The organism is Paenibacillus sp. 203, assembly GCF_037027525.1.
GTDB lineage: Bacteria > Bacillota > Bacilli > Paenibacillales > Paenibacillaceae > Paenibacillus > Paenibacillus polymyxa_B.
Genome location: NZ_JAXCHD010000008.1, coordinates 212680 through 225978, shown reverse-complemented (window position 1 = coordinate 225978; position 13299 = coordinate 212680). Strand labels below are relative to the sequence as shown.

The 13299-nt window shown below is 44.6% G+C and carries 11 protein-coding genes; 2 read left to right on the top strand and 9 right to left on the bottom strand.

What is annotated here, in order from left to right:
- Positions 1 to 410 precede the first annotated feature (410 nt).
- Positions 411 to 1043: a GNAT family N-acetyltransferase gene (locus WA407_RS19520; RefSeq protein WP_254329656.1), complete on the top strand. Its 633-nt coding sequence runs from the start codon at positions 411 to 413 to the stop codon at positions 1041 to 1043.
- Positions 1044 to 1065: 22 nt separating this feature from the next.
- Here the strand turns inward: WA407_RS19520 and WA407_RS19515 are convergent, their stop codons facing one another.
- Positions 1066 to 1875 (bottom strand): MerR family transcriptional regulator, encoded by an 810-nt coding sequence (locus WA407_RS19515; RefSeq protein WP_061830581.1) that lies wholly within the window; start codon positions 1873 to 1875, stop codon positions 1066 to 1068.
- Positions 1876 to 2139: 264 nt separating this feature from the next.
- Here WA407_RS19515 and WA407_RS19510 point away from each other — a divergent pair, with 264 nt between their 5' ends.
- On the top strand, positions 2140 to 2301 hold the full coding sequence (locus WA407_RS19510) for a hypothetical protein (RefSeq protein WP_172828301.1): 162 nt from the start codon (positions 2140 to 2142) through the stop codon (positions 2299 to 2301).
- Positions 2302 to 2956: 655 nt separating this feature from the next.
- Here WA407_RS19510 and WA407_RS19505 read toward each other — a convergent pair.
- From WA407_RS19505 to WA407_RS19470, 8 genes are all read right to left on the bottom strand, one after another.
- Positions 2957 to 3739, bottom strand: coding sequence for an IucA/IucC family C-terminal-domain containing protein (locus WA407_RS19505; RefSeq protein ID WP_336078180.1), 783 nt, complete (start codon positions 3737 to 3739; stop codon positions 2957 to 2959).
- Positions 3708 to 4529, bottom strand: a complete 822-nt coding sequence (locus WA407_RS19500; RefSeq protein WP_336078179.1) for an ABC transporter ATP-binding protein — start codon at positions 4527 to 4529, stop codon at positions 3708 to 3710. Before WA407_RS19500 ends, WA407_RS19505 begins: the two co-directional genes overlap by 32 nt.
- 13 nt (positions 4530 to 4542) lie before the next feature.
- The gene (locus WA407_RS19495) at positions 4543 to 5586 is read right to left on the bottom strand and encodes a FecCD family ABC transporter permease (RefSeq protein WP_336078178.1); all 1044 of its coding nucleotides are present in this window, start codon (positions 5584 to 5586) and stop codon (positions 4543 to 4545) included.
- A complete protein-coding gene (locus WA407_RS19490; RefSeq protein WP_336078177.1) occupies positions 5583 to 6596 on the bottom strand; it encodes a FecCD family ABC transporter permease in 1014 nt (337 codons plus the stop codon). Before WA407_RS19490 ends, WA407_RS19495 begins: the two co-directional genes overlap by 4 nt.
- 93 nt (positions 6597 to 6689) lie before the next feature.
- The gene (locus tag WA407_RS19485; RefSeq protein WP_235307401.1) at positions 6690 to 7691 is read right to left on the bottom strand and encodes an ABC transporter substrate-binding protein; all 1002 of its coding nucleotides are present in this window, start codon (positions 7689 to 7691) and stop codon (positions 6690 to 6692) included.
- A gap of 264 nt (positions 7692 to 7955) precedes the next feature.
- Positions 7956 to 8336 (bottom strand): hypothetical protein, encoded by a 381-nt coding sequence (locus WA407_RS19480; protein WP_254351129.1) that lies wholly within the window; start codon positions 8334 to 8336, stop codon positions 7956 to 7958.
- Between the two features lie 355 nt (positions 8337 to 8691).
- Positions 8692 to 10209 (bottom strand): glycoside hydrolase family 30 protein, encoded by a 1518-nt coding sequence (locus WA407_RS19475; protein ID WP_336078176.1) that lies wholly within the window; start codon positions 10207 to 10209, stop codon positions 8692 to 8694.
- Between the two features lie 175 nt (positions 10210 to 10384).
- Positions 10385 to 13114 carry a glycoside hydrolase family 3 C-terminal domain-containing protein gene (locus WA407_RS19470; protein ID WP_336078175.1) on the bottom strand — a complete coding sequence of 910 codons (2730 nt, stop codon included), beginning with the start codon at positions 13112 to 13114 and terminating at the stop codon, positions 10385 to 10387.
- Between the last annotated feature and the right edge of the window lie 185 nt (positions 13115 to 13299).

Genomic DNA, 13299 nt, shown 5'->3' with positions numbered 1-13299 from the left:
TAGGAAAAAAAAGATGTTTTTGCAGGGAGAGAATCCCCAAATGAAGGATTGTACATGGAACAATGGGCACAATGTGGGTTATAACATCAATGGAGACTAATTAAATTATCGAATGAGACAGCTTATAACATCCAAATGAGACAACGCAAATGCCCGTAAAGCGAGTAAAGACGGGAATAAAATGAAAAAAGATATTTTAACAAGATGAGTATCGACTTGTGGTATTAACCATCGGCAGAATTTTGTTCTTTTTTAATATACTTACGGCGGCTTTCCTGAAATAAGGAGAGCCTTTTTATTCAATAAACGGTTAGTTGAAAAAAAGCATTGCAATAAATACTTGACTCTCCCCATTAGAGGAGACATTAAACTCAATTTGTAAGCTAATCAATTAAAAGGAGGAAGTCAAAATGAACTTAGATATTAGAGACATTAGAAAAGAGGATATAGAACCTATTAAAGCAATTATTGCAGATACTTGGAACGCAAAAGATTTTATCGAGGATGAGAGCATCATAAATGCAGCAGTTACAATGATGTTCATAAGTCCAATATTAAACAGAAGTACTTTTGGAAGAGTAGCTACATTAGATGGAGAAGTCATTGGTGTAATTTTTGGTTCAAGAGTTGGTGAAGCAACATCTTATAGATTGCTACAAGAAGATTATACAAGTGAATTGCTACAACTCTTAAATCTAAATGACATAGAACGAAAAGTATTTGTTGAACTCACCTCCATGACTAATGAGGCAAACAGCAAGTTAATTAGAGGAAAAGAAAATGAGTTTCAGGGTTGCTTAGAATTCTTTGCTGTTTCTGAAGAAGCTAGAGGAAAAAAGGTAGGAAAAAAATTATTTAATGAGCTCATCTCTTACTTAAGAGATACAAAAGCAAATAAAATTTATCTGTATACAGACACAATGTGTAACTATGGATTCTATGACCATAATGGGTTTGTCCGTCTTGATGAAAAAGCAACTGTATTTAATCTACCTATCGGTAAACTCGAAAATACAAATTTTATTTATGAATACAAACTTTAAGCTAAAAGTCAGTCCACTTCATTTATGGGGTGGGCTTTAGACTTATTTGAAATTGGGAGAAGTGATTATATTGATTAAAAACATCTGTCACTAAATAAAACATATAAACCTTATTACACGTCAAACTGTTTTTCTTCAAATATTCTTTTACTAATTGAAATGTTTCAATTTCAGTATCTCTCGTACAATTAACAGTTAAATATTCCCCCTTGGGTAATTCAGGTACATTAGAGGTATCTTTAAGTAATCTATAATCATCTGATGTTATTAGACGAAATACATCACTGATTTCCCAATTATCATAGTGACATGAAAAAATTAATCCATACTGAAACGTATGGGCTGCAAATTCGCCTAATTTTTCATCTAATTTATCGAATGACTTTATCTTATTAAGTTCTCCACCTTGTGTAGGTAAACTTAAAAAGTATCTGTCTTCAAATGTCTGAATATTAAATCCATTGTTCATAAGTTCATCTTCAGATGAATGAATAGCTGCCCTTAATAGTTCTATTCGTTTATTAAGTTGTTCTAATTTCTTTATTTCTTTATGAATTTCTTCTTTTTTCTGTTCTAAGTAAAGTTTAAGGTAATTAGTATCGGCTTTAGCAAATAAGGCTTTAATTTCTTTAACACTTACATTACTTTGCTTACAAATTTTTATAATATCCAGATAGATGAATTGATCAATTGTATAATAGCGATAACCGTTATTGGAATTAATGTATGCAGGTATCAACAAGCCAATATTATGATAATAACGTAAGGCTTTTATCGTAACATTTTTTAATCTAGAAACTTCCCCAATTGAAAAGCACCTTTTATTATCCATAAATTCCTCCGATAAGTCTTATGTGCGAAAGTCGTTCTGCTGATGCATCAATTCCTGTCCTCCTAATAAATCACAAATTGTACTCTTATTCAACTAACAGGGACGTTAGTAAAATAGGAATTAAACGGTTACTATCAAAAAGAAGTTCAACATTTGCTAATAAACTTACCGAAACGTGAGAGAGGACCACACGTCCATAAAAACATAAATACATTACTAGCTAAATATCTAAAAGACTGTGAAAAACAAAATAGATTGTGTTCTATGGAAGATTTCTTTGTTCAGAGTGGTATTTCTCCTGAAACACTACATGATTCTGGTTTAAATCATTTGATTGCTGCTTCAAGAAAGTCTTTTCAAGAGAAAGATGACGAGGCTCAAATATCTAAGTGTTGGAAAGCTGCTGAGCAATTTGAGTCACAATAGAGAACAAAGAAAAACTCAAAAAAGCAATCGAATATTTGAAAAATCATGATATAGCTATTTCGAAATCTTCCGTTTAGAGAATTTCGGGTATTCCAGCTCATAAATTAATGGGAGTAAATGGAATATCCGACTACTATAGTGAGTTATTGGAGAGAAAATAAGAGTCCTAAAAAGTTTTTTTATATTTCAAACTAGGCTGTGTCCTCAAACTGCTCAACGAGGAATAAATAGGTTAAAAAAATTAGATGAATACATGATACGAAATCCAAGATGTTTCCACCTGAAAGAAAACCACAAATAGGACATACCTCCGTGGACAATCGACACATACTAAATGCTATGCTTTGGGCGGCTCAATTGGTGCTCCATGGCGAAATCTACCAGATACCTTAAATAAGATTAAACAAGTAATCATAATGTCTCACTGCATCTTATAGAAAAAGTACGTTTATCCTACTAGATGTTATAAATATCTTTGATTAATGTTATAAAAACAGCTATTCTAGGCATGGTTTAGTCTCAATTGATGATATAACCCCCACACAACAAATAAGGCAAGCTCTGAATTTCGTTATGTCATAAGCTTGCCTGTGCTATTCGCTGTATTGAGATGCAATGAAGTATAGGCTGGGGATGTGGATGATAATCATCGGTATTAATGCTTTAATTTGGGGCAGGTCGGGCAGCAATCTTCTGGATCATCTGCGGCGAGATAATAGAAACAACAAGTTTTGCGTACACGAATAGGTGTATCTGAGACAGCTGTTGCCCGTTTGGGCGTATTAAACTGCTTGAGCGGGTTACGGGATTCACCAAAGAGATGCGCAGGTGCATCACAAATTAGATAATGGAAGTCCTCTTCGACACGCTGCTTTTCTTCAGGCGTGGCTCCTTCGGCAAACTTGTTCTCATAGAGCCAGTATACGTAAATGGCCGTGTTCTCCCACAGGACTGAACGGGAAATCCGGGTTGCCTTGGACAGCGATTGCCATACCTTAGCCAGATTGCCGGCGAACATCTGTTCAATCACCTGATCTCTCCATACGTCACGCTGATCCGCCTCTGGTGAGGTCGTCTGCCAATCGGTCAGCCGAGCCTTGGGAAGCCATGCTTCTCCGTAATAACTGGATTCAATCGTGCCGTTGGCAATCTCATAATTCAAGCCTTTGTTGAAGCGTGACATGGCATAGAGACCCGAAGCTGTGATCAAGTAAGCATATCGTTTAGCAAAGAGAGATACAGTAGCCGTTTCGGAGTCCGTCTCAAAGATGCCTCTCACCCCTTGCAAATAGTTCAGGCTTTTGGACGGGTCCAGCAAGTCCGTAAATGGCATCGAAAATGTACGATCTGTCGAGAGCTCCCAGGTCAGACGATATTCGGCAGCCAAGGCCTGCATCTCTTGATCATCAAGCCAAGTGGCTGTAGCGTGTGGTTTCATTTAACATCCTTCCTTTCCCGTGCGGAATGCACATGGGTGTGCCAAACAGCGGATCAACCGCAATGTCGCACTCCATTTGGAAGACCGTGCGGACCATGTCCTGCGTAACAATGTCTTCCGGTTTTCCTTCCGCGTAGATGGACTTATTGTGGACAGCCACAATATGGTGAGCATAGCGACACGCAAGATTCAGATCATGAAGCACCATCACTATGGTGCGCCCCTCCTGTTCATTCAAATCGAACAGCAGATCCAGAATATCAATCTGATGGGTCATATCCAGATAAGTCGTTGGTTCATCCAGCAGCAGGGTTTCTGTTCCCTGTGCGAGTGTCATCGCAATCCAGGCGCGCTGGCGTTGTCCGCCAGATAATGCGTCCACGGGCCGATCAGCCAGAGCAGTCAGATGTGTGGATTCCAGCGCAAGCCTGACCATGCGTTCGTCCTCACAGGACCACTGTTTCAGCCATGTCTGGTGTGGGTACCGCCCTTGCCGAACCAGTTGGTTTACCGTCAGTCCCTCTGGAGCAGAAGGACCTTGTGGCAGAATGGACATGCGTCTTGAAATTTCCTTGGTAGGCAACTTCGCAATCTCCTCGCCATCCAGCAGTACCGAGCCTGAACTGGACTTCAGCAGTCGCGCCATCGTTCGCAGCAAGGTGGACTTCCCGCAACCGTTGCTGCCAATCAGGACAGTAGTTTTCCCCTTGGGAATAGTCAGGTTCAAATTCTCAATAATAGGCTCTGCGCCATAGGCGATCGTAAGGTCCTTGGCTTCCAGAATACTCACAGCATTCTCCTCCTCAAAACTGATTTCGATTCTTGAACAACAGATACAAGAAAAACGGTGCTCCTACCCCGGCGGTAAATACCCCTGCCGGAACATCAAGCGGCAGAAATACCGTACGGGCAATCAGATCAGCAGCAAACACAAGCAGGGCACCGACCAGACCCGAAACGATGAACATGCTGCCAAACATGCGCCCTACCAGCTTCCGGGCAATATGCGGCGCAATCAGACCGACAAAACCAATCGTCCCCGCGACAGCTACAGCAGCCCCGGCCAGCAGTACACTGCATAGTAGCAGCGCTGAACGATGACGCTGTACAGTGACCCCCAGCCCGGTGGCCAGATCATCCCCGAATTCCTGTGCGTTCAGACTCTGGGCAAACCAGATCGCCAACGGAAGCACGATTACAATCACCGGGATGATTGTTCTAACATCGGTCCACGATGCTCCATACACACTCCCCGTCAGCCAGATATACGCCTGACCAGCCGTATAGAATGGACTAAGGATCAGCATGAAGGTCGTCCCGGCCCCCGTAATGGCTGACACTCCGATTCCGATCAACACCAGCCGAATCGGGCTAACTCCTTTTTTCCAGGCAAGAAGATAGATGATGATTGCAGTAATCATCGCCCCCATAATGGCAAACAACGGTAACAGCTTGATACTGATGGTTCCACCCAGCAGGGTGACAAAACCTACAGCGGCAACGGCAGCTCCTCCCGTTATCCCGATCACATCCGGCGAAGCGAGCGGATTACGGATAATCCCCTGCAATAGGGCACCGGACATGCCTAGTGCTGCACCCACAAGCAACGATAACAGCACACGCGGCAGCCTTAGCGTCAACACGACAAAGTCATGATCACCTGTGCCCAGACCGAAAATCGTCTGTAGCACATTCAGCGGAGATATAAAATCATTACCCACACTGGTTCCTGCAATGGATGCAATCAATACCAAAACCATACAGATTCCGATAATGAGCAGCGATTTGTGCTCCATTTGCAAGGATAACGTATCTTTTTTATTGCGAAAAGTAATCATCTTCCTCATATCTTTGTCCCCCCCTTGCGGGCAATATAGACGAAGAAGGGACCACCAATGAGCGCTGTCATAACGCCAAGCGGAACTTCCTGCGGCATGATGATCAGCCGTGCAACCACATCCGCCGCCAATAACAAAATGGCACCGCCCAGAATACAGTAGGGAACAAGCCAGCGGTAGTCGTTGCCTACAAACGCCCGCATGATATGCGGTACGACTAATCCTACCAGACCAATCGAACCGGCCACCGCAACAGAACCACCGGCCAGCAATACTGTAACGGCTCCCATAAGTACCTTAACCAGTAGCACGTTCTGTCCCATGCCCTTGGCGATATCATCACCGGTCAAAAGCAGATTGATTGCCCGGCCCATAAACAGGGATATCACAGCGGCAACCGTCATATATGGCAGTACAGGATACAGCATGTCAAGTGTTCGACCGCTCACTGAACCTGCAAGCCAGAACAACACGTCCTGTAATCCCGTTCCATCTAGCACCAGGATTGCCTGTGTGAACGAAGCAAAAAGTGCAGAGATAGCGGTACCCGCCAGCACAATCTTGATGGGAGTCAGACCATCACGACCGATGGACCCAAGCACGTACACAATCACTGTTGCGATGGTTGCCCCGGCAAAACCAAACCACATCATCGTACTGAGCGAGGACACCGACAGCACCACGATGGCAATAACGATAAAAAAGATGGCGCCCGCATTGATCCCAAACACACTTGGTGAAGCGAGCGGATTACGAGTTAGCGCTTGCATGAGTCCTCCCGCCACCGCCAAACTTGCACCAACAACAGCGGCAATAATTGTGCGTGGCAAACGTTCCGTCAGAAGTACGACATGCTCCACTGAGCTTTCGTCATAGTGTTGTAGTGCATTCACTGCTATTTGAAATGTTATGTGTGTACGTCCCAGTATCATGCTGGCTACACAGGCGAGTAATAGCAAAATGAATAAGCCGGATAGTCCATAAATTTTCGCACTTGCCTTCGTAAAAAGGGGAAACATATTCTCACTCTTTCATCCGTGAAATGCAAAAAGACCTGCCTGCCCATACGCTTCGTATACGAATGTCCTGGTACATGGCAGGTCTTGCTCCCATTAGTTCAGATTGAACTGCTTGTATAGGTCGTCCAGCATCATGTTGGCCGATGTGTATCCGCCCCCCATGTTCCAGGCCACCTCATCAACCTGTACTAGCTTATTATTCTTCACCGCATCGAGATTTTTCCAGAGCGGACTGCTGGTCCAATCCTTATAGTTTTTCTCAATAGCTTCTGTTTCCGTGCCTGAATTAAAGTTGAAGATCATATCTGCGTTCATATCGGGGATGTTCTCTTTCGAGGTCAACTCCACCCCCCAGGTGTCTTCATCATGTCCAGGCGGTCTGGTAAATCCAAGCTCTTTCAATATTTTTCCGGCGTATCCCATATAGAAAATGCGAACCTGATCGGCTCTAAAATTCGTAATAGTCGCTTCAACGGGAAGACGGTCACCCATTTTGCCTTTAAAATCCGCTACCCTTGCATCCCAATCAGCAAGCAACTTGTCCGACTGTTCCTTCATATTCATCGCTTCACCAGCCGTCTTTACCGTCTCTTTCCAGTCAAACAAAGTCTCGGTAACTACCGTTGGAGCAATCTGGGACAGTTGATCATAGATATCCTCATGTCTTGTTTTGGTGGCAATGATTAGATCCGGCTTCAACTTGTTGATCTCTTCCAGATTCGGCTGTGATTCCTGACCTACTTGCGTCACACCATCCAGATCATCTCTCAAATATTTATATACGGGTTGCTGAACCCAGGATTCCACAACACCCGTTGGCTTAACACCAAGTGCAACAACAACATCATTGGCACCCTGGAACAAGGTTACAATCCTCTTCGGAGTTCCCTTAACTGTCGTTTCACCCATGGCATGTTTGATAACTCTGGTCTGCTCGTCCGCACCACTGCCTGCTGCATTGCTCTCATTACCACTTGCAGACTTACTTGAAGGGTCTGTTGTCCCTGTAGTTCCACCCGAGGCACAGCCAGCCAGCACCGATATCAACAGAATAAGTGCTGTATAAATATGTAGCTTTTTGGTCAATCCAAACATGTAGTCCAACTCCCCCTTTTCATTCTAATTGATATTAAAAATCATTATCAATTGTATTGTAATTCAGTTGGGTACATTGTTCAAGCATATTGATACTGCTGCGGAAGAACTCCCCATGCCCCTGGTTTCATGTTGAAAATCTCCTTGTACAGTAAAGGCTTGGATGAATACAAAATGCTCAGTATTCAAAAAGGCGTAACCCACGATAGTTGATGGGTTACACCTTTATAAGAATTCATGACCTGTCTTCAAAAGACAGCGAGCTCAGACAAACACACCGATTAAGGTGTATGCCTGCCTACATATTGATAAGTACCTTTCGGGTATAGTTTCATGATATTTGAGTACATATGCGACCGTATTAAATTCATTTGGGTTATAGAAATGACCCTCTTGATTAAAATAGGCAACATTCGTCACATCCATGAAATCGTAAAAGGAGCTATTTATGATCAGATACGGTATTACTGGATTAACCGGATATAGTGCTATGCTGGATACGTTCATACGGTTCGTGTTTTTCATGAATTGGTGAACCTCCAGCTCATATCCTTCTAATTTATGAGAGAAGTCACATTCTCGGTTGTAAAACAATTGCAGCACGATGCGACCGTCTCCACCATCGACATATTGTGAAAAAAACAAAAGAGATGCCTCCTGTGGTTCTTGATGAACCTGAAATATAGTCGCTCTGCCAGCAACTCCTACGACCTACTTAAGCTGGACTCTTAAAAAAGTAAAATAATGGGGTCCCCATGCCATACCTGCCAGCAACGTCACCATCAGCACTTTTTGCCATTCTTTATTCGTTTCTTGATTCATCAGACTATCCCCCGTAAACGGTTCATTCTTGTTATTAGTGAAAAGATCTTATCATCCGCCTCTGAACCAATTCTGAACAATATTAATTTTTTTTCGCAGTCTGGGTTTTGTAGCAAATGAAAAAAGAGCGCTCACCCAGATGGGCTAAGCGCTCTAAAACGTTGATGTACAGGCCGTGTCAGGAAGCCGTAGGATTCCATTGAAAGGTAGCCGCGGACTTGGATGGAAGGGTAGATTTGAAAACCTTATTTCCCTGCCGAACCTTAAATGTCTTTGTGTTCTCTCCCGTATTGGCGGCAATCAGGACAAGCGTACCGTCGGGGTTGCGATAGGCGACCGTTTCAATACTCCCACTATAATGTGTAGAATCAATACGTACCGCACCTGGACGGACGAATTTGCTGGCGTGCCCAATCGCATAGTACTCCACATTTTTCGTAACTGCACCGCTTAACGGGTCGATGGTTACTACACCTCTACAGTTGGCGCAACCCCCATTGGTCGGACCCCCGGACGGGTCAAGTGCGATATTCCAAAAGAGGACATTTTGCGACCAGTTTCGGGGTGCACCAATGATCAGCTTGGACATATCCCAGCTCAAATTATCTCCAAAGCCCGGACTCCACGCTCCCCCACTACATTCTGTCATATATACAGGCTTATCAGGGAATGCATTATGCACATCTGTCATCGCTGTGGGCTCTCCTTTGTAGCAATGAAAGGCCGTTCCGTGCGTATAGTTTCGAGCCTGTTCATCTCCTAACACGGTCTTGGCATATTCGCTCCCTGTATCCCAGTTATGGTCAAAGGCAATAATGTGAGTAGATAAATGGTTTCGATTTAGGGTGGGACCCAGATATTGTTTAATAAAATTCGCCTGTTCTGCTGCTCCCATACTCATGCTGGGATACTTGGGCGTCGTGAATTCTGGCTCATTTTGAATGGAAATCGCCTGAATCGGAATTCCCTCGTTCGCATAAGCCTGTAGATAACGAACAAAATAGTCAGCATATGCCTGGTAGACACGCGGATCGGTATAGTCCAAATACCAGCCGTTATAAATCTGCTCCCCATATTTCATCCAGGGCGGAGCTGTCCATGGGGTTCCCATAATCTTTAAATCCTGGTTTCTTCTCAGGATTTGCTTCAATACATCGATCACATCCCGATCCTTGGCGATGGAGAAATGATTCAGCTCATAGTCCTTGCCTGTTGCCACATCGTCATAGGTATAGCTACCAGGCTGTCCCTGTTCATCTACGGAATAATCTGAGGCACCAATGGTATGGCGAATATAACTTAGTTGAATGCCACTGGCTGTAAACAAATCATTTAGCAGCTGATCACGCTGATTGGCAGACATGCCATGATTCATCAGGTATGCGGACGAACCGGACACCGCTGCGCCAAATCCCTCCATCGTCTGATAATGAATATCTGGCTTAATCTCAACCGTCAGTGTATCCGCATTCGCTGCATTTTCTTTACTGTTATCCTTATCCCAACGGATCGGGGTTTGTTGGGTTAGGCGATTCGCCGGATCGGGTGTTGTTAGCCACATGTTGACGTTATTTTCTGCTTTCGGCCCCGGAACATTCCGTATAGCCATACTGGCCAGGACCGCACAGATCAAAATGGCTACTGCAGCTATAAGCAGCCAGATGTCAGTACGTCGTTGCTTTTGGAGTTTTTTCATCTATATCCTCCTCTCCCCATCATTATCCTGTCCCCATCCTCCCTACTATTTCAGCTTTCACTTGGGTTTCCCTTTGCATACCTGTTGGACGTTTACATACCGATAGCAAAAAGAGAGCCGGTGCTTGTGCCCGCGCTCTCTTGAATATAACCATTTTAAAACAAATGTAACGGGATTACTTTTTTGCTTTTTCTGTAGAGGTTGCCGGAATCGTAACACTTCCTGTCAGTCGTAAATCCTGTGAGGAGCTACCCACATAAATGGGCACTTCACCCGCTGGCATAACCCATGCTTTGGACTTTTCATCCCAATAAGAGAAAGCTTTCGGGTCGAGCTCAATGCGTACCTTCTTCTCTTGACCCGGCTTCAACTCGACCTTGGACCAGCCTGCCAGTTGACGGGAAGGAGTCTCTACGTTTGTCGGAAGCTTACCGCTGTACACCTGTACAACCTCAGCTCCGGCTGTTTTGCCAGTGTTCTTCAATTTTAGCGAAACTTCGACGGAACTCGTACGATCGGATTTTTTTCCACTCGCATGCTGTTTTGTTTTCAGATCACTATATCCGAATGTCGTATAGGATAAACCGTGTCCAAAGGAGAACGCCGGTTGAATACCCGATTTCTCATACCCACGATAGCCTACAAAAATACCATCTGAATAGTCACCTATACCGTTCACGCCTGGAAACTTCTCTGGTGAGGACACGGGTGTAGACTGCTCGTTAACCGGGAAAGTTACCGGCAATTTACCAGAAGGATTCACATCACCGAATAAGACGCGTGCTATAGCATTTCCTTGCTCTTGTCCAGCAAACCATGCTTGTACGATGGAAGGGACTTTGTCCTGCCAGGTATCCATCTGCACGGCTCTGCCGCTCATTTGTACGACAATGGTTTTCGGATTTGCAGCCGCAACCGCACGGATCAGCCGATCCTGATTGTTCGGCAGTTCCATATCGGAACGCTCAACATATCCTTCACTCTCATACGTACGCGTAACAACAATCGCAACATCCGATTTTTTCGCCAATTTCACAGCGTTATCAATCAACTTATCTGACGTATCTGCTGGAGGTTCCCAGCCCAGACGAACCATACCACCGGAATCACGACCATTTGTCGGATAATCAGCGCGGTATTCAATACGTATCTTGTGCTTTTCACCCGCTTTAAGGGAGATGTTTTTCTTCGTAGTGCCCAGCTTTTCACCTTGATTATCCACGAATAGCTTATCGTCGAGATACAGCTTGCTTGATCCCAAACTGGTTAATGACAATGCATAGTCACCATCCTTGGGAGCTGCAATTGCCCCTGTCCAGCGTGCAGATATCAAGCCGTTCAGTGTCGTTGGTGTATTGGGAACTTTAGGGGACTTCGCATTGAAGCCCTGATAATTATAAAATCCAAGGTTCATATTGACTTGGTCATCATTGCGTACAAGAATCGGATTGCCTTCCATCTTGTTATTCTTCCAGTATTCGCCTCGAAGCCCCTGTTCGCCATCTCCATAAGTCGCATATCCAACACTGATATCCTCTTTCTGATCAGACGTAGTCAACAGTGAAGATGGAACAGCAGATGGCCCTGGCATAATGTCTCCTGCAGAGATCGGGTCTGTGCCCGGTGCATATTGGACGGTAACTCCTTTGCCGACACGATTGCGGATGCCCTCTAACGGACTCACGGTATACGTCGGGTTCACCAACGAACTGCCTCCGCCTGCCACAGTGCCGTTATCTGCATCGGGGCCAATCACAGCAATGGACTTGAGTTTATCTTTAGACAACGGTAATGCATTGTTTTTATTTTGAAGCAGTACCATACTTTCCTCAGCCAATTGACGGGCTGTTTTGCCATGGTCACGGATATCAATTTGATTATTTTGAGCCGGGTGATCGAATAAACCTTTGCTGAACATTTGCACCAGAATGCGCCCAGCCTTATCATCAATCGTTTTTCCACTTACCTTGCCATTCTTAACAGCCGCCAGCAGCTGATCTCCCCATTTACCATATGGTGTACCCGGTGTTTCCAGGTCCAATCCGCTATTTGCTGATTCGACTGTACTCAGGTTCGCACCGTAATCACTCATCACAAAGCCCTTGAATTGCAGCTCCTTCTTCAAGAGGTCCGTCAAAAGAGTTTTGTTCTCACAAGCAGACTCGCCGTTGACCTTGTTAAAGGAGCACATGGCCCCTCCCAAATCTGCCTTGGCGATGACTTCTTGGAACGGGCGTATGTAAATCTCATGCAACGCACGGTCACTGACTTTGACATTCGTCGTGAAGCGCTCCGTTTCCTGATTATTCATAAGGTAATGTTTCGCAGTTGCCAAAACAGGGTGGATTTGTATACCTTTGACATAAGCAGTCGCCATTTGCGATTGCAGTAGCGGGTCCTCACCCATAGATTCAAAGTTTCGCGATCCCCATGGAATACGGGCAATATCCATCCCCGGTCCAAGCGCAACATTATGAGTTGTATTAAAAGCCTCGTCTCCGATCAAATCACCATACTGTTTGGCAGCTTGGGTATCCCACGTTGCAGCCAACGCAATTGGAGCAGGCAACGCAGTAGATTGCTTGTCCTGCACATCTGGATTGGCGATGCGCACACCCGCAGGTCCATCTGCCATCGTCAGTGCCGGAATACCCAACCGCTCCATCGAATTATTATAAAATCCATAGTAATTGTTGACCTTACCAGTCACCAAATCTATTTTTTCTTCCAGCGTCATTTCTTGCAGCAGCAACGCTGTCCGTTTCTCAGCCGACAGGGCCGTGTTCATCCAAGGCCGATCTGTCTGGCTTCCTGCCGCTCCTGCAATATTCATAGGTCCGATCACAACAGCCGCGATAACTGTCATCATCACCATACGGAACAACCATGTAGATTTCACTTTCACGTTTGTAACTCCTCCTTGATGTTAGGTCATGAGGTGAATGCCTATTCAACTCTCACAGGCTTGCAAAGGCTCTCGATCCTGCGAGCTCCGACAAGAATCGAGAGCCACGGGATAAGCAAGCAAGTCAGCAAAAGCCGCAATGGCTCAAGTGACACGTTTACCACCCTACCGTACATTTTCGAAAA

Excerpts from the sequence above, each read along its gene's own strand:
- WA407_RS19520 (WP_254329656.1), top strand. The coding sequence starts at position 411 with ATGAACTTAGATATTAGAGACATTAGAAAAGAGGATATAGAACCTATT.
- WA407_RS19515 (WP_061830581.1), bottom strand. The coding sequence starts at position 1,875 with ATGGATAATAAAAGGTGCTTTTCAATTGGGGAAGTTTCTAGATTAAAA.
- WA407_RS19510 (WP_172828301.1), top strand. The coding sequence starts at position 2,140 with ATGGAAGATTTCTTTGTTCAGAGTGGTATTTCTCCTGAAACACTACAT.
- WA407_RS19505 (WP_336078180.1), bottom strand. The coding sequence starts at position 3,739 with ATGAAACCACACGCTACAGCCACTTGGCTTGATGATCAAGAGATGCAG.
- WA407_RS19495 (WP_336078178.1), bottom strand. The coding sequence starts at position 5,586 with ATGAGGAAGATGATTACTTTTCGCAATAAAAAAGATACGTTATCCTTG.
- WA407_RS19490 (WP_336078177.1), bottom strand. The coding sequence starts at position 6,596 with ATGTTTCCCCTTTTTACGAAGGCAAGTGCGAAAATTTATGGACTATCC.
- WA407_RS19485 (WP_235307401.1), bottom strand. The coding sequence starts at position 7,691 with ATGTTTGGATTGACCAAAAAGCTACATATTTATACAGCACTTATTCTG.
- WA407_RS19475 (WP_336078176.1), bottom strand. The coding sequence starts at position 10,209 with ATGAAAAAACTCCAAAAGCAACGACGTACTGACATCTGGCTGCTTATA.